8 protein-coding genes, 1 tRNA gene and 1 pseudogene are annotated in these 18,091 nt (G+C 57.9%); 7 read left to right on the top strand and 3 right to left on the bottom strand.

All coding sequences use genetic code 11. The features are described from left to right. Positions 1 to 151: 151 nt before the first annotated feature. The gene (locus tag G566_RS14490; protein WP_022681080.1) at positions 152 to 1,126 is read right to left on the bottom strand and encodes an alpha/beta fold hydrolase; all 975 of its coding nucleotides are present in this window, start codon (positions 1,124 to 1,126) and stop codon (positions 152 to 154) included. Between the two features lie 600 nt (positions 1,127 to 1,726). On the opposite strand from G566_RS14490, the gene G566_RS14930 reads away from it, so the two are divergent. After that, entirely contained in the window at positions 1,727 to 2,290 is a 564-nt protein-coding gene (locus tag G566_RS14930) for a TetR/AcrR family transcriptional regulator (RefSeq protein ID WP_022681081.1), read from the top strand. Between the two features lie 4 nt (positions 2,291 to 2,294). Then, entirely contained in the window at positions 2,295 to 3,464 is a 1,170-nt protein-coding gene (locus tag G566_RS14500; RefSeq protein ID WP_022681082.1) for a serine hydrolase domain-containing protein, read from the top strand. A gap of 493 nt (positions 3,465 to 3,957) precedes the next feature. On the opposite strand, the gene G566_RS0112890 is transcribed toward G566_RS14500, so the two are convergent. Both G566_RS0112890 and G566_RS15950 read right to left on the bottom strand, forming a co-directional pair. Beyond that, positions 3,958 to 4,048: transfer RNA gene (locus G566_RS0112890), tRNA-Ser, on the bottom strand. A 186-nt stretch (positions 4,049 to 4,234) separates the two neighbouring features. Next, positions 4,235 to 4,459 (bottom strand): annotated as a pseudogene (locus G566_RS15950) (flagellin); the annotation flags it as partial. Positions 4,460 to 4,885: 426 nt separating this feature from the next. Between G566_RS15950 and G566_RS0112895 the strand changes: the two are divergent. The 5 genes from G566_RS0112895 to G566_RS0112915 form a co-directional block, all read left to right on the top strand. Further along, positions 4,886 to 7,957: a CHAT domain-containing protein gene (locus G566_RS0112895; RefSeq protein WP_084706877.1), complete on the top strand. Its 3,072-nt coding sequence runs from the start codon at positions 4,886 to 4,888 to the stop codon at positions 7,955 to 7,957. Then, entirely contained in the window at positions 7,954 to 8,760 is an 807-nt protein-coding gene (locus tag G566_RS0112900; protein WP_022681084.1) for a hypothetical protein, read from the top strand. Before G566_RS0112895 ends, G566_RS0112900 begins: the two co-directional genes overlap by 4 nt. Beyond that, on the top strand, positions 8,757 to 10,721 hold the full coding sequence (locus tag G566_RS0112905; protein ID WP_022681085.1) for an adenylate/guanylate cyclase domain-containing protein: 1,965 nt from the start codon (positions 8,757 to 8,759) through the stop codon (positions 10,719 to 10,721). Before G566_RS0112900 ends, G566_RS0112905 begins: the two co-directional genes overlap by 4 nt. Then, complete coding sequence (locus tag G566_RS14505) at positions 10,711 to 12,420, top strand: ShlB/FhaC/HecB family hemolysin secretion/activation protein (protein ID WP_084706878.1); 1,710 nt, start codon at positions 10,711 to 10,713, stop codon at positions 12,418 to 12,420. The genes G566_RS0112905 and G566_RS14505 overlap by 11 nt, the downstream gene beginning before the upstream one ends. A gap of 26 nt (positions 12,421 to 12,446) precedes the next feature. Continuing rightward, positions 12,447 to 18,091 (top strand): autotransporter-associated beta strand repeat-containing protein (locus G566_RS0112915; RefSeq protein WP_169522870.1); only part of this gene is annotated, 5,645 nt, incomplete at its 3' end.

The following is an 18,091-nucleotide window of genomic DNA, read 5'->3' on the forward strand; positions in this document are numbered from 1 at the left end:
AGGACACACGATCATTGACACCAGCAGTCGGTTCCGCCTCGATGGCCTTGCCCATGGCACAATCCGTTTTACAAGCGAACTTGGCGCATAAGGTCTAGGCGATCCCGCTTCGGCCTTCTTGCACTCGACGTCATCGAACTGAGTAAAGTCGTTACAAGGTTCGGAACGTATTTTCGCTGGTCTGCCAAATCTCGACGATTGTGCGCAGCGCCGTGACAAACGCCAGCGGCTGATCGAGCATGAGGTGGTGGCGCGCCTGCGGAACAGCGATGATCGGAATATCGGCACCGCCCAATTGCCGGACATATTCAGCCGAGCCCGGTGTGAACAAAAGGCTTTCCGCGCCATACACGATGGCCTTGCGGCCCGGAACGGCAACAAGGCGCTTGCCCATCTCATGCCACCCCGGCTCCGCGTCATTCTGACGGAAAACTTCGGGATCAAACTTCCAGGTCCATTCCTCGCCGCTCCGGCGCAGCGAGTGAAAGGCCATGTAATCCATCAGAAATGGCTCACCGACAGGCTGCGGCGGGGAAAGCACGTATCGGCTGCGCGCGGTGGAATAGTCCGGATAGCGGCGTTGGGGCTTGTTGGGGTCGCCCGAGCCCGGACGCCCGTTTCCTTGCCGGTTCCGCTCCTCCAGCACCTCGGGTCGCAGAACCATCATATCGCACAGGATCAAGCCGGAAAATCGTTCCGCGGCCAACGCCATCGCGGTCAAGCCGACCGAAGCGCCAAAGCTGTGCGCAATGATGACAGGCTTGGCCAGTCCATCGAACAGCCCAAGCGCCTCGGCAACCCCGACCATCTCTGCGCCGCGCGCCTGCGCGTCGCACCCCGGCCGGTTGGCGCTATCGCCCATTCCCGACAGGTCATAGGCGATGACGTGACGGTCCCCAGCCAGAAACGGTGCGATGAATGCAAAGCACCGCGCATGCGCCAGAAAGCCATGCGTCATCAGGATCGGGGGATGCGAGGGGTCGCCCCACCGAAAATAATGGATGCGCGTTCCCGCGACGTCGATGAAGCCTTCCTCGCGTGGCACGGCGAGTGCTTCACGAAACCAGTCGGGCAGAGCATCAGGCCGCGGTGCCCAATGCGGGTCGATGTCATCACTTGCGTCCACGCATGGGCCTCCTTGCAAACCACTCGCATTTAGCGGTCCTTTCACCTCAGGACAAAGCCCTGAGATGCTGCAGGTTTGATGGTGACAGTGGCGAGAAACTTCGCCGGTGAACGACGTGAAGCTCATGGCGCCTTTCTGGGCGCAGCAGCATCGGCTGCTCAGCGTTGCCACCGCGCAACGCTGACCAACAAGATCAACTCCTCAGCGGCAAATCGGGCGACTGAGAAACGGGCCCAGTTGAGGGCTCAAATGACTTCAAAGCGCAGGCTCCGGTGAGTTTGACAGTGCAAAGTCACGGAAAACGGGGAAAATCCCTCCATCAGTAAAATCTATAATGATAACAATAATTTGGCGGTGGGCAAGAGCCTGCGAACAAATGCTCTTTCTGGTAAGGCTGTGATATTAAATTATATTGCTCGCGATTTTGCTCATGGAGCTTCCGCTAGAAGCGACCATTATCGTAGCCTCAGCCGTTCGCATGCCTATTGCACCATCAAGCCCCCCGCCGTTCATTCTGTAGGCCCGCATTCATCCAATTGACTTCCTCCTGCTTGGCAATAAATTGTCAAAAATGACAAGATTAGTCAGAAGGAGGTTGCTATGGCCGGTCGGCGGATCGACGATGAAAGGCGCGATGAAACTCTGGCAGCCTTCGAAGCCTGCGTGGTGCGCAAAGGCTTCGCAAAGACCACGTTAAGCGATGTTGCCGAAGCGGCGGGTCAACCGCGGCCCTTGGTCCGCTATTTTATCGGCAACCGCGCCGACATGGTGAGCGCGCTGATCGATCGGCTGCTCGAACGCGGCGAGGCTCAATTTCGGCAACTGCCCAAGGATGGATCAGCCGGTCAAGCGCTCGACATCGTGCTCGACCAGATCTTTGCCGACGATACGACGAACATCGTGATTATGGAGCTTTGGCAATTGTCGCTGCGCGATGCTGCGCTGCGTGCGCGGTTGGCCGCGATCTATGACCGAGTAATCTTCGAGATAGCGGCGCTGATCGACGGGCCTGATCCACGGGACCGCGCATTCTCTGCTGTCGCCATGGCATTCGGAGCAACCTTTTTCCGGCATTTGGGGCTCTGCCCGATGAATGCCGAGCATGTGCGCAGGGCATCTCACCGACTGCTCAGTGTCGACGATTTAATACTTAAAGGAGCTTAGTCACATGACACAAGTGAACATGATTGAGCTAGCGCTCTTCACCGGACAGGCACAATATGGCAATTTCTGCCGATACAAGGACATCCTGCCCGTTTCATGCATGGCTGCATCTTCCGCGCCATACGCATTTGCCGATGGTCCTGCAATCGCTCTACCAAAAACCTACAGGTTCGAGGGGGAGGAAAAATCTACCGAGGCCTTTCTGGCGGACACCGACACATCTGCCGTACTGGTTCTGAAGGACGGCGCTGTCGTGCACGAGCTTTACCGCCTGACAGGCGGGCGCGATGTGCAGTGGATTAGTTGGTCTGTAGCCAAGAGCTTCATCTCGGCGCTCGTGGGCATAGCCTTGGCTGATGGCGCAATCCGCAGCATCGATGAAGCAATTAGCGACTATGTCACCGTCGAGCCGGGTTCTGCCTATGATGGCGTCAGCATCAGGGATGTGCTGCAAATGTCATCGGGCGCGCGATGGAGTGAGGATTACTCAGACCCCGGGTCCGATGTGATGCGGCTGGGCGCGACCATGGCGGGTGTGATGACGCTCGACACGTTCGTCGCGACCATGGTGCCGGAATCCAAGCCAGGCACTGTGTGTCGCTACAACAGCGGCGAAACGCAGGCGCTGGGCGCACTGCTGGTCAAGGCGACGGGTCGTTCGCTGACAGATTACATGCATGAAAAGCTGGTCGAGCCCCTCGGCTTTGAAGCGGATGCTTATTGGCTAGTTGACGGGACGGGCATGGAAATGGCCTTTGGCGGGCTAAACATGACCGCGCGCGATTTCGCCAAGCTGGGCGAGTTGTACAGGAATAGCGGACTGTTGAACCGGCGACAAATTGTGCCGGAAGACTGGGTCAAAGCCTCGCTGCGCGCAGATGCGCCACACCTGCAACCGGGCCAGCCGATCCTCGCCGATCACAGCTTCGACCTGGGCTATGGTTATCAATGGTGGCTGCCCGATGGTGAGCGGGGCGAGTTCAGCGCGATCGGCATCTACAATCAGCTCGTCTATGTTGATCCGTCGCGCGGGGTGACCATCGTCAAGCTCTCAGCCAATCCGGCCTACGGCACTACCATGGAAGAGGGCACCAACCGCGAGCTGGAAAACATAGCTTTGCTGCGAGCCATCGCCGCTGCGTTTGACACAATCCCGACTACGCCATTGGCGTAGGTCTTTGCCTCCAGCCAGATCAGCGTGTCGACCGAACCTCGAAAGACGGGGTTCGGTCGGGCAGAATGTCGGTTTTCTAGGACTTTAGGTGTGAATCGGCATGGAATATTGACCCCTGTTGAGGGGTGATCGGCGTCCAAAATTGGCCCCCTGAACTGGCTTGGTTCAGTCTCTCGTGCTTTGCGCGGGAGCTGGTGAAGGGGATGCTGGTCGTGGAGACGGTGGCGCGGATCCGGCGCGAGTTTTTCGTCAAGGGCAAGTCGATCAAGGAGATCGTGCGGGAGTAGCCCGTGACAATCACGCGACGCTCGGACCTGTACCCCCCGGTTCTCAGATTATGGCATTCGCCTTTGAGAGCCGCTTCGCAGATAGGGCCAAGCCCTTTGTAAGTTGGCGACTGCGGTGACGCCTGGCCAAGCGGATGCCCCATCGGGGAGCGGTTATGGTAACCGTAGCCCTTCAGGGCTTATTATCATTTATATTCAATGCATATTGGCGGAGCGGGAGGGATTCGAACCCTCGATGAGCTTTTGACCCATACACACTTTCCAGGCGTGCGCCTTCGACCACTCGGCCACCGCTCCGCGCACTGGAAGGGGCCCGATAGCAAGCGAGGGGCGGCGCGTAAACCGCAGACGCAAAAGATATATGGCAAATGAAAAGGGGCGACCCTTTCCCGACGCCGCCGTTGCTGACGAGCCCCAATCATTGAGAGATGGCCCTCCGGCCCTACTGCAGCAACTGCGTGACATGCTGGCCCACTGCTCGGCCCGCGGCAGCATCGCCTGCGCGGCCTGGTTGAGCATAAAGCCTTTAGACAAGCTGTTGGATTTCTGAGCAAAATCCGCATCCTCGACCCAGCTGCGCGAAACCTGCAGATTGGTGCTCTTCGCCGACAGGTTGTTCACCGTCGTCTCCTGCCGGTTCTGGACGGCACCGATGTTGGCACGATCGAGGGGGTGCGGGTCATCCAGACACTTCCACAAAACAAACACCGTTTTCGGTATGAAACAAAACGGCTGGCATAGGCGACCTGTTTATGTGGGCCCGAGCGCGAACAAGGGCGCTATCGCGGCATCGCCTTATCTGGACTTATCCGACCGAATAAAAACAATTTTTCTGGGTCGGCTTCAACAGCGCCACCGTCGGAACCGGCGAGTGAATTTCGGTTCCGGATTCGCAAGAACAGCCCTGCAGGAAAGACAATACTGCCGAAACTGGTTTCGGTTGACTGTGTCTGCAATAGCCAATCCGGTTACTAGCCAACCGTGCGTACTCTAGTTCAGAATTTTGGTGTGCGAGTCGCCGATGCACGGTGCCTCGTCTCGCCCCGTGTTGCCCTGCTTTCTGGCGTATTCCTTTCTTTTACATTGCTTGCCGCAGCGTCGTCACTTGGCGCTCCAAAACTCCCGTTGTCTGACGTGGAAGCCCGTGCAGCACAATCCTGCGCCGACGCCGCCGTGACAAAGGGCAAAATGGCCGGCAAGCAGGCATCATCCAACTGCGCAGACGCCAGCGTAGGCAAGACTGTGCCTTCGAATGGTTCAAGCACGCAAAACCAGCCAGCGTTGGCAACGCAACTGGTCGAGACGATCTTGGGCGAGCGCTGCGTGGCGCAGGAACGCCCTGAAGCCCCGGCATCCCGATTGCTTCCTCATGATCTGAGCATCACATGCGAAGGCGTCGCGGTCGGGAGCCTGAGCTATTCCCTCATGTCGACCAGCGCAGGCAGTTTGGCAGATGTGTTTCGGTCGAGCCGTCAATTTGTGTCGATGGGATCCAAACTCGATTGTGAACCGCCAAAATCTCTGACTGCTGGCGATGCACAAGGGGGTGTCCTCGCGTTCCCCTGTCGGCACCGGCGGGATGGTTGGCCAACCTTGGTGATGGTGAGTGCAGCTTCCAATGTGCTGCGCGTTGCTGAAGGTCCAGCATCGGCCTATCCCGTCCTGCGCCAATTGTCGGGATTGGAAGCTTCGACAACCTCGAGAACGCAGCAAGCAGAACAAGTCCGCTCGCTTTGGTCTACCCCGATCGCCATCGGCAGCGCGGCGGAGAAAGAGAAAATCGCAGGCTATCTGAGCAATGCGCGTGCGTCTGCTGGACAGTCTGCCTTTGCGGCTGCCGAACGAGAATTTCGCAAGGCGCTGGAACTGCAAGTCCGCCTCTATGGCGAAGACGATATGGCGACGAACGATGTGTTGCTGGACCTTGCAGTCACCGTCAGCAATCAGGGACGCCATGACGAAGCCGAGGCCTTGATCCGGCGCGCCGCTCCGATCGTGGAAAAGTCCCCCAAGCCTGCAGACCGCGCGCGCATGAGTGGGTATCAGGCCTTTGTCGCCGCCAATAAGGGGGGCTTTGAAGAAGCGCTGGTGCTCGCACGCGCGGCGGCGGCGCAATGGCGCGATATCGTCGCGCAAGCCGCGGGCACGGGTTCGCGATCCTTGTCGCAATTGCCGGGCATGACCAATGGGTTCGAAGCTGAACTGGCCATGGCGCTGAACCTGGAAGCAGGAATGTTGCTGCGCACTGGCGACGTCACCGGCGCCTATGCCAGTGCCGCCGAGGCTGCTCTGATCATCAAGCGCGTTGATGGTGAGCCATCGTGGTGGGAAAGCGATACGCTTGTCACGCTTGGCAACGTGAGCAGCGCACAGGGCCGCCTTTCAGCAGCCGAAGCCTATCTCAAGAAAGCGATAGACCTGCGCAAACAGGCCTTTGGGGAAGGATTGGCCACCCTTCAGGCGCGCGTCGCACTTGGGCGGGCCTATCAGGCTGAGCATATGAATGTTTCGGCCATCATTGTGTTTCGCGAAGCAATCGCGATTGCAAAGACATTGCCAAGAGACACGGCTCCGATCCGTGCAGACGACATCATTCCGTTTGCCGAAGCCGTTGTTGAGGAAGCGGCACGCTACAGCGACCCTTCGGCAAAGCTTGGTCTGTTCACCGAGGTGTTCGATGCCTTTCAAATGGTCAGTTCCCCGGTTTTTGACCGGACAATGGCCCTGACGTCGGCGCGGTTATCGACACAAACGCCGGGACTTTCAGATCTGCTGCAACGCCTGGATAGCGCAATGCAGAAGGAAGCTGGGCAGCGTCTGCAACTGGCAACCGAGCAAGCCCGATCAGTTGAGGACCGCAGCGCAGAAGCCGAAGAACAATATTCGACCGAGATTACGGCGCAGGGCAAAATCATCGCCGAAGTGCGTAAAAACATCGTCGACAAGTTTCCCGATTTTTCGTCTCTGACCGATGCAAAGGGCCCGAATTTGGACCAGCTGCGCGGGCGTCTTGGTGTTGATGAAGGGATGCTTGTTTACCTTGTTGGGAAAAAGACATCATTCGTCCAGCTTGTAACCAGGAACAAGACCATAGTTGCACCGGTTCCCGTTGGAAGCGCAGCACTCGAGACGGTTGTGGCGCGCCTGAGGCGCGGCCTGGAGATCGAAGGGTCATCAGTCAATGATTTTGACTTGGATGCTGCACATGGTTTGTATCAAGAACTTTTTGCCGGATTGAAAGACGAGATCGCCGACTTAAAGCGGCTTGTGATTGTTCCGGCAGGGGCATTGGCCAATCTGCCATTTGGGGTACTGGTAACGAAGCCGCCCGCGCTCGGCCAATATGTTTCAGCCCATTGGCTGACCAATGATTTTGATATTTCCTATAGTCCGACGATCACCTCCTTTGTGAATTTGCGATCGACGCGCTCTGTCGGCCAGCATGCCCGCAAATTGCTTGCTGTGGGCAATCCGGTGCTGGCACCGCTGCAACGGGTCGCGGCACAGGAAGCTGCGTTCGCCAGCGTAATCAGCAGCTGCCAGTCGGGCGACATCATCCCGCCAGCATTGCTCCGCTCGCTTGCCTCCCTTCCGGATACGGCCAACGAAATTTATAATGTTTCCAAAGCGCTGGGTGGAAACGCAAGCGATATTCTTTTGGGCGGGCAGGCAACCGAACCCACGCTGCGCGAGCGCAATCTGGCTGATTATCGAATTCTGTATTTCGCGACACATGGCCTCTTGCCCGGGGAAATCCGCTGCCAATCGCAGCCCGGGATCGTGCTGACGCCGCCAAGCGAACCGGCAGAAACCCATTTTGGCGATGGACTTTTTGACGCGAGTGAGATCGCAGCCTTGCCGATGACGGCCGATCTGGTTGTGCTGTCGGCCTGCAACACGGCGGCTTCCGGGAAGGCTGATGGCGGGCAGTCGCTGTCTGGCCTGGCAGCCTCATTCTTTCGGGCTGGCGCAAAGAGCCTGCTGGTGAGTCACTGGCAGGTGCCTTCGGCGGCGACTGGCGCACTTATGTCGTCCATGTTCGCTACCCTTTCCAAGACCCCGAACATGTCCGTTGATACGGCCTTGCGAACAGCCCAATTGAGCCTTTCGAAGGCCCCCGGATTTGCGCACCCGTTCTTCTGGGCGGCATTTGTCTTGATGGGTGACGGCGCCATAAAGCCCCTTGATGAAGAACAGCGCCAATGAAGCGTGGCACCAGCCTTGGTCTGCTCGTGGGCGGTCTCATGATCGCTTCACAGTCCCTCGCGGCTCCGATGATCGTCGTCGAAGCGCGAGGCGCTGGTCTTCGACCGGGCATGCGCCTGGACAGCGCGGCAACAATTGATCTGAAGGACGGGGAACGCGTTACCCTTATTGGTGCTGACGGTCAGGCTGTAACGCTGCGCGGGACCTATGCGGGCGTGCTGACGAAGGCTGGTGGCGCAAGCCAGAATCCTCGGCTTGCGCTTGCCGCACTCATTTCAACGCGAAACGACCGTGCAAGCAAAGTCGGGGCGATCCGGTCCGGTGCAAATGCCGCGCCGCTGCCAGATCCGTGGCTCATCGATGTTTCAAGATCGGGTGCGCGCTGTATTCGCGAGGGCCAGCGACCCATTTGGTGGCGGCCTGACGGTTCTGGGGAGACGAAGTTCACTGTCTATCCGATCGACCGCTCGTGGCGCGCCGATTTTGTGTGGCAAAAGGGGCAGACCCAAATGGCCGCGCCCGATCTTGCCAAGCTGGATGGTGTAAAAACCTTTCTCATCCAGGTGCCCGGGCAAGATAACGCCATCAGTCTCAATGTCATCCCCGCTGATGTCGTCGATCCTCTCGTCCTGAGTTCCTGGATGCTTGAGAAGGCCTGCGTGCAGCAGGCCGATGCATATTTTCGCCAGATCCAATCGAATATCGATGGGCAAGGCGCTGCGCCTCTCCAAGTTTTAAGCCGTGACACCCCAGAAGTAACGACGCCTGCGCCAATGGTCGACGCTGGGAAGGCGCCGCAATGAGCAAGGCGCAGAAGCAGGCGTTGTCCGCAGCCCTGATCGCCATTTTTGCTGCGGTGGCTGCCATTTGTGCGGTGCGCTTTCTGGCGCCGCTGACAAACCTTGAGAACAAGGTGGCCGACATTCGCGTCGCCGCAATGCAGCCAGCGATAGCGCCCTCAAATGACATTGTGGTGGTCGCGATCAATGAAGATACGTTGACCGCCTTCCCGTATCGCTCGCCGGTTGACCGTGGCTTTCTGGCCGATGTTATCAGCCAAGTGTCGGCAAAGGGAGCACGGGTAATCGGCGTCGACATTATCATCGACCAGCCGACAGAGGCCACAAAGGACGCACGTCTCAAGCAGGTCCTGGCGACGACGCCGACACCGCTTTTTGTAAGTTACACCTCTTCCCCAAATATTGTGACCCCTGAACAATTGGCCTTTCTCAATGATTTTGTTCCTGCAAATCAACGGGCAGAGGCAAATTTGCTGTCGGATCCATTTGATACACTGATCCGCAGGATCAATCCTGGTGGCGAACTGAAAAATGGCCGCATGGTGGACACGGCCAGTCACCCTGCTGGCTTTGTTCGGAAGGCCGTCACGCTCTTTGGTGGCACGGCGCCACTTACGCCCGTCGAGATTGCGTGGCGCCCTCGCCCTGACGCGGAAAGCCTGCCCTTTCCATCCTTCCCCGCGCAATTTGTGTCGATCCTGCCAGATGAATTTTTCCGCGGAAAGATCGTTCTGATTGGTGCGACGCTGTCCATCACCGATCGCCACATGACGCCAATGTCGATCATTGATGATGGCGATCAAGGCAATATGCCGGGCGTGTTCGTTCAAGCGCACGGCATCAGCCAGCTGCTCGAAAATCGCGCTCCGCCTCGAATGACGCTTGGCGGCGTTATCGCATTATCCGCGCTGTTCGCTGCACTGGGCGTCGCCGTCAGCCTCTTCAAGCGCGGCATCATCTTCAATGTCGGCGTTGGCGTGGCCATCCTCGCATCCTATTGGGTCGGGGCGATCATTGGCTTTGGCTATGGCTTGCCAATGCTGCCCATTATCGGGCCAAGCATCGCATTTGCCTTGTCGATCTGGATGATGGACGTCTTCATTGGCCGGGCAGAGCGCAAGCAGCGCGAGTTCGTGCAGGGGACGTTCTCGCGCTATGTCTCTCCGGCGATTGTCGACAAGCTTGTGAAAGATCCGACGTCCGTGACCATTTCGGGCGAACGCCAGGAAGCAACATTCATCTTCACTGACATCGCCGGATTCACGACCACGTCGGAGCAGATGAAGGCCGAAGATCTCTCCAACGTCCTAAATGATTATCTCGACGGCGCATGCGAAATAATCCTGAGATACGAAGGAACGATCGACAAATTCATTGGCGACGCGATCATGGCCATCTTCAATGCACCGATCCGGCAACCTGATCATGCCGAACGCGCAGTTCGTTGTGCACTTGAACTTGACGCATACGCCGAAAAATTTCGCAAAGATTGCAATTCACGCGACATTCCAATCGGCGTGACGCGTATCGGTGTCCATACCGGATATGCTGTTATCGGAAATTTCGGTTCTCATGCCCGCATGGATTTCACGGCGCTTGGTGACACAGTCAACACGGCAGCTCGCACAGAAGGTGTCAATAAATATTTCGGCACACGCATTTGCTGCACCAGCGATACTGTTGATCTATGCCCAAATGTGAATTTTCGACAAATTGGTGATATTGTTCTTAAAGGAAAGACCACTGCTTCAGCACTTTACAATCCTATCGCAGAAACTGACCATCCCAAGTTGATCCAAAAATATGACGAAGCGTATAAGCTGCTAACGAAGGAATGCGAGGGAGCGAAGGCAGCCTTTGACGACATCGCTGCAGCATTCCCCAACGATCCGATTGTTCAATTCCACATTGGACGGATCAGCAAAAACATCATTTCGGCGCGTGTGGTGATGGATGACAAGTAAACATCCCACACAGCTGGGGGGCCAACGCCTGCCCGCGGCGGTTGCCGCTATTGCCGGTTTTGCCCTTTTCTCGGCAGGAGCGGCTGATGCGCAAGTCGTGCTGCCGTCGCAAAGCGACATTTCCCGTCAACGCGTGGCGCCATTGCCGCTGCCGTCCCTCAAGTATGATTTTCGTATCCAAAGCCCCGAAAAGTCAGCTGTGCCAAGAGCGGTTGATGAAATCGAATTTTCCATCTCACTTGTCCGCGTAAGCGGAGCCACCCATTTTCCAAAATCCGAAGTTGATGCCCTTTTTGCGTCGCTGGTTGGACGTAAGATTGTTCTTCAGGACTTACGCGACGCAGCGCAAAAGCTGGAAGATCTTTATCGTTCCGAAGGTTTTTTCCTGACCCGTGTATTTGTGCCGCCGCAACAAGTCGCAGGCGGAACGCTACAAGTGCAGGTGGTTGAGGGTTATATTGGCGATGTTTTCGTCGATGGTCCCAATCCATCGTCGACGCGGTTGATTGAAACATTGATGGCGTCAGTTCCCAAAGAACGGCCCGCGCGGTTCAGCAGCCTCGAACGTCATATGTTGTTGATCAACGACATACCGGGCCTGGCCGGCACGACAGTGTTGCAGCAGGGGGGGGCACTCGGAAGTTCCGAACTTGTTGTGTCTGCCGTTAAGGTGCCCAACCAGTATCGAGCAACATTTTCAAACACATCGGCAGAGCTTGTTGGGCCGCTAACCTATTCGCTTGGTGCAACGATTTCACAGCCATTCAACCGGCCGGGCGCGCTCGATCTCACGTTTTCTTCCGCAGGACAGCAATTGCGGGAATTGCGTTCGGTGAGCGCGCGTTATGCCATGCCCATTGGCGCCCACGGCATTGTGGGCAGCGTTGGCGGGCTTTTTGCCTATGCGCGACCAGGAGGCCAGATCAAGGATCTGGATGTGCGCAGCCGTGTCATGTCATTCAACGGCCGGCTTCGAATGCCGCTCATGCGGAGCCGCACAAACTCCGTCTATCTTGATCTGGGCGTTGCGCTGAACCGCAACGAGACCAGCATTCTGGGAGAACCGCTATCTGACGACCGCAGCACCGTTGCCGAGGAAACGTTGAGCTGGCAACAGGCAAACTGGCTGAATGGTGACACCAACTTGTCGGTCTCCCTTTTCCAAGGGCTTCTTATACTGGGGGCAAACGATGCAGCCGCGCCGCTGGCTTCTGTAGCTGGCTTCGAGCCCCGATTTCTACGTATCGTTTACTCCTTGGCGCGTAACCAGCGCCTTACGCCGCGCTTGAGCGCACAGCTCAATCTCCAGGGCCAGTATTCAACCGACCGGCTGGCATCTGGAGAACTGATTAGTTTTGGCGGGCCCGCCATTGGCCGCGGTTATGATCCTTCCGTGATCACTGGTGAGCGTGGCATCGGCCTGTCAGGTGAGTTGCGTTACGCGCTCCCTTTGGCCGCTGAAAAACTGATCGAGGGTGTTCAGCTGTACGGATTTGCCGACATCGCGCGGGGAACCACGCTCGCCTCCACCACTTCGGACAAGCTGGTCAACCAGATCACCTCGCTGGGATTGGGTGTGCGATTGCTGATGCTTGGCCGCTTCAACGTCGATCTGCAGGGCGCTCAGGCACGCCGCAAGCTTGTTGCAGAGGAAGATATTTCCGCCCGGTTCAACCTCAACGTCTTGGTAATGTTCTGATGGTTTTGCCCCAACGCTTTCGCTTGATGCTCCTTGGTGCCGCCAGCGGCTTGGCCATGTCCGCCGCGCACGCAAATGAAATTGTGACCGCCAACGGTATCAACACCATGATAGCGACAACGGCCACTAGCAGAACGATCACCCAGACCGACGCGCGCGCCGTTATCAACTGGACAAGTCTGGATGTGGCCTCGGGCCACACGTTGAACTTTGCTCAGCCGAACGCAAGTTCGATCGTGCTCAATCGGGTGGTGGGCCCGGTAGACCCCGCCACGGGCCTGCCAAACAGCGCCAATATAACTCCCACACAAATCGACGGCACGATTTCGGCCACTGGCCAAGTCTGGATCCTTAACCCCAAGGGAGTTGTTATCGGATCAGCTGGCAGCGTCAATGTGGGTGGGTTTCTGGCAACAACAATTGGCCTGACAGACGACGCCTTTGCGTTTGGAAATACTTTCGACTTTTCTGGCGACAGCACTGGTTCTGTCGTCAATGGCGGTACGATCACAACCACTTCTGGCTACGCCGTTCTGGCCGGCAACCGGGTTGAAAACAGCGGGCTGATAGAAGCGGAAATGGGCACCATCGCACTGGGCTCAGGACAGGCAATCTCTGTATCGTTTTCGAACGACAAGCTCATATCCTTTGCTGTCCCGCAGTCCGCTTTGGGGGAGAGGGGCGGATTGTTTCAAGCCAGTACCGGGAAATTGATTGCGGACGGTGGGCGCGTAATGATGACGGCGCGCGCGGCCGCAAATACGGTGGCGACCGTTATCAATGTCGATGGCCTTGTGCAGGCACAGACAGTCTCGGTCCAGAATGGCCAGATTGTCTTGGATGCCGGGACGGCCGGCGTGACTGAGATAAGGGGCACGCTGGATGCCAGCGGCGGCACCACGCTAAGCGCCGGCACGCTTCAGATTGGCAACGGCGGCACCTCCGGTTCAGTCACCGGTAACGTCACGAACGGCGGTGCGCTCATCTTCAACCGCTCGGACAACATTTCATATGCCGACATAATCTCTGGAACTGGGAGCCTGAGCAAGCTGGGCGCAGGCTCCCTGACGCTTACTGGCGCTAACACTTATTCTGGCAGCACCACGATTAGCGCCGGCAGCGTCAAACTGGGCAATGCGACCGCGCTTGGCACGGGCAATGGCAGCGTCACTGTGTCCGCGGGGGCTGCCCTTGACCTCAACGGCACGGCTCTGACGAACACGAATGCCCTAACCCTTAATGGCACAGGCATTAGTTCCGGCGGCGCGCTCCTCAATAGCAGCAGCAGCGCTGCGACCTACTCCGGCAACATCACCCTGGCCAGCGACACAATTATTGCCAACACCGGAGCGCTCACCCTCAACGGAACCTTGAATGGGCAGTTCGCGCTCGCGGCGAATAATATTGGCAGTCTCAACCTTAATGGCATCACTGGTGGCACTAGCCCCCTTGCCAGCCTCTCGGTCTCTGGCCCGGCCTCCCTTGGCGCAGACATCACCACGGCGGGGAACATGATCTTCTCCGGTGCAGTCAGCCTGACCCAAAACCTCAAACTCAGCACCGGGATCAGCCAGACTTTCACCAATGCATCTTCGGTGCAATCGTTCACGGTGCCCACAGGGGTAACGAGCATCACCGCCAGTTTGGTTGGGGCTGGCGGCGGCAGAGGCGGAAATGATGGTGGCAACCAAGGTGGCGGAACAGGCGTGGCCGGCTCATTGACAGCGGTGTTTAGCGTGTCTGCCGGGAATGTTTTATATTTGGCTCCGGGGAGCGGTGGCACACAAGGGGCCGATTCGAGTGGCAGTGCTGGCGGAGGTTTAGGCGGAACAAACGCTTTTGGCATTGGTCTAGGCGGCACCGGCGGCACGGCGGGTAGTGCCGGGTCTTCAGGCGGCGGCGGCGGCGGCGGCGGCGCATCAATCCTCGCACTATCAAACTCGATTACGGGTAGTTCCCAATTTCTCATAGCGGGTGGTGCTGGCGGCGGCGGCGGCTCGGGCAACCACGACAACTGCCCGAACGCCTGTTTTGGCGTGGACAATGGCCAATACCAAGCAGCCGGTACCTATGGCGGACAGTTGGGCTACAATGCCGGGTTTACCGGCGCGTTCTTGTCCATTGCTGACGACCCCAGTGGAGTATTTAGACCGACCCCTTCAGGCATTGACGGCGGCGCCTCAGGCGGCGGCGGCGGCGGCCTTCGCGGCGGCTTGAGCACATTCAATTCCTTCTTTCCAGACGAATATGTCGGCCGTGGGGGTAACCGCGGCGACAGCGGTGCGGCCAATGGCTTTAGCACCTTATCCATCAACGCCTCCACCAGCAGTGTAACGAACGAGCAGTCGGGCAGTATCGTGCTCAGCTTTGGCGGCGGAAATATTCTGTTTGGAAGCACGGTCGACGGCGCCCGAGGGCTGACCATAAATTCGTCCGGCGGCAAGGTTAGTTTCGCCGGCTCGGTGGGGTCCGCCGCTGCTTTGTCCAGCCTGTCGGTCTCAGGTGATGCCGGTATCGAGCTGGCCGGAGCGTCCGTTACCACGACGGGGAGCCAGTCGCTATCCGGCCCAATCACACTCCAGGCTGCATCGATCACTCTGTCGACGAGCAATGCCGGTATTGGGCTCTCCGGCGATATTACCCGGCTACCCGGGGTCGCCGGCAATCTCGCAATCAATTCCGGAACTGCCGCAGCTAACCTGAGCGGCGCGTTGGGTACAAGTGCGACCCCCCTCGGCATATTGTTGTTTAGCGGTGCAGGCACAACAACGCTGGGTAGCGCGGTTTATGCAGCCGGACTTAGCACCGGTAGTGGCGCCACCAGCGTCAATGGCGGCATCGTCAACACCTCTGGCAAGCAGAGTTTTGGCGGCGAACTCAAGCTTGGCTCCAATACCACGCTGACGGCTGGCGACGTAGTCATTATCTCTGGCAATGTCACCAACACATCGCCCCAGAGCTTGACCATAGCTGCCGGCAGTAACGCCGTGCATTTCGGCGGTAGTCTGTCCGAAGCCGATTCGCGGCCGACCAGCCTTGGCGCGGTAAGCGTCACTGGGGGGGCAGTAACTTTCGGCAACACTGCGGCACCAATCACCATTGTGGCCGATAGTCTGTCTGTGACCGCAGGATCGATGGCACTGTTCGGGATCAATGTGGGTTCGGTCTGCAACTCCGCTTCGGCAACGTTTGCGGTGTGTTTGCAGAGCCCATCGACGTTCAATCTGAGTTCAACCAGTATCGGCAGCCAGATCGTCGGCAACGTTATTGGCACCGCAGCACTAACCAAGTCCGGCGCCGGCACTTTGACGCTTACTGGAACCAATACCTATAGCGGCGGCACCACAATCAGCGCTGGCAGGCTCATTATCGGTGACAGCGGCACCGCCGGCGCTGGAACACTCTCCATCGCCAGCGGCTCTGTCTTTGATCACGCTTCTTCTGCCAGCCAGACCCTCTCCGGAGCGGTTACGGGCGCGGGGTCCTTCGCCAAGTCTGGAACTGGCACCGTGACGCTCACCGGCGTCAACACATACTCAGGCGGCACCACCATCGGCGCCGGCACGCTCACCGGCACCACCACCACCAGTTTCGGTACCGGGGCTATCACCAACAACAGTGCGCTGGTCTTCGACCAAGACGACGATGACAGCTACGCAGGCGACATCACCGGAAACGGGTCCCTCACAAAACTTGGCGCGGGCGATCTGACGCTTACAGGCGACAATACCTATAGCGGCGGTACCATAATCAGCGACGGCGCGCTAAGCGGTGACAGCACGAGTTTCGGCACCGGCGCTATTGCAAACAACGGCGTGCTGATTTTTAACCAGACATCTGATGCCAGCTTCGCAGGCATTATATCCGGTACGGGATCGCTGACCAAGCTTGGTGGCGGCGATCTGATACTCGCCGGTACCAACACATATGGCGGCCTGACGCGCATCGGTGCAGGCGTGCTGCAGATCGGATCAGAAGCCCAGTTAGGCACCGGGAGCATTACGCTGGCTGGCGGCACCCTACGCTTCGCCACCAGCGGCGCGGTGTCTCTGACAAAGACTGTCACCCTTGTGGCAGACAGCGCCATCGAGTTCGTAACAACTGCTCCAGCCGGCAACGGCTCGCTTGTCAGCAATGGCATTGCGCCAACCCAAGAACTCCAGGTCACTTGGAGTGGGGCGCGGTTTGGTAACACTGCCAGTGCCGTTGGGTTTTTCAATGTTGATAACAGCCTTCTTCCGGGTCTTAGCAGCGTGCCGGGCGTCGGTACGGTCGGCAACGGTTTCATTGTCGAAGATTTGACGGTACAGGGCGCGGTTAGTGGAAACGGCAGTTTCGGGCAGGCAGATTTCTCTTTTTTCTATTTTAGCGCTGATGGCCCTCTCGATTACAGCCGGGAGCTGATAGGCCAGACGATGAACAATAATGTCCAGTTTGGTAGCTTCGACGCCGGCTATGGTGGCCCAAGTGGCGATTTCAACGTGTTCAGGAATAATGCGAGCGCGCCCAACGGCACTTTCTTTTTCGAACTGACCACATCTGGTAACAATATGAATTTTGGTGGCGACCGAATGGCCGTCACATCCATACTGCCGATCCCAGCCTCTCCGGCCGAAGCACGTCTCATGGGCGCCATCAACGGCGGCTTCGATCTCCGGGTAAAGGCTAATGGTAATCTCGCCATTACTGGCCGGCTGGGGGATACACAGCCTCTAGCAAGCGTGTCCGCTGGAGCGGAAGGTATATTGCGCCTGGGACCAAATACAAAAATCACTGCAACAGGTAATATCAGTCTGGGAACACTCACCCGGTTCATCAACCAATCAAATTCTGCCAGCGTCCTTTCCAGTATCGGCACCAACAGCAGTTGGCGCGTCTTCAGCGGCAATGCGGATCCATTCAGCGGCGCAACGCCCGATATGCAGGGCGCTCTCAATTATCAATTCAAAGCATATGGTTATAAACCGAAAAATGCCGCAAATGACCTCCACACCTTTGTAGCGCCGGGCCAAAGCGGCTTTGCATATCAGATAGCGCCACAGATTACTCTGCAACTCAATTCAGCGTCCACCTCTCCGATTACGAAAGTCTATGACGGAGGGACCACAGTCGATACGGCGTTGCTCACTTCCAAGCTGTCTGGCAGTACAGTATCCGGCAGTATCAACGGCGATATTGTAATCCTGTCGGGGACGCCTTCTGGCACGTTTGCAACTGCCAATGCATCAAAAACAACGGTTGCGATCAGCGGGCTTTCGTTCTCGGCTGTAGACAGCGCAGGTAAGCCAGTGTTCGGCTATTCACTGGCCTCGGCGCCGTCCGTCGCTGCCGAAATCACCCCACGCCGGCTCGGGCTCGAACTCATCGGCAGCGCCAGCAAGGTTTATGACGGCACGACGACGATTGAGCTGGCCCAGAGCAATATCAAACTGAACGGGCTGTTGGCGGATGAGGTCATCACGGTGACCGCAAAAACGGCAACGCTGGTCTCTGCCAATGTCACCAGTGGCGCGAGGACGACGCTGACGCTAGGATCATCGGATTATGCGGCGGGGGCCGGCACGTTGCTGGCAAACTATGTGCTGCCGACCAGCGCCAGCGCACCACTCACCACGATCACGCCGCGACCGCTGACCGTCGCGCTGACGGGCAGTGTTCAGCGCGAATATGA

It is taken from the genome of Sandarakinorhabdus limnophila DSM 17366, assembly GCF_000420765.1.
GTDB classification, from domain to species: Bacteria; Pseudomonadota; Alphaproteobacteria; order Sphingomonadales; family Sphingomonadaceae; genus Sandarakinorhabdus; species Sandarakinorhabdus limnophila.

Bases quoted from the DNA above. Each gene is read 5' to 3' on its own strand.
- G566_RS14930 (WP_022681081.1), top strand. From the start codon at position 1,727: ATGGCCGGTCGGCGGATCGACGATGAAAGGCGCGATGAAACTCTGGCA.
- G566_RS14500 (WP_022681082.1), top strand. From the start codon at position 2,295: ATGACACAAGTGAACATGATTGAGCTAGCGCTCTTCACCGGACAGGCA.
- G566_RS0112900 (WP_022681084.1), top strand. From the start codon at position 7,954: ATGAAGCGTGGCACCAGCCTTGGTCTGCTCGTGGGCGGTCTCATGATC.
- G566_RS0112905 (WP_022681085.1), top strand. From the start codon at position 8,757: ATGAGCAAGGCGCAGAAGCAGGCGTTGTCCGCAGCCCTGATCGCCATT.
- G566_RS14505 (WP_084706878.1), top strand. From the start codon at position 10,711: ATGACAAGTAAACATCCCACACAGCTGGGGGGCCAACGCCTGCCCGCG.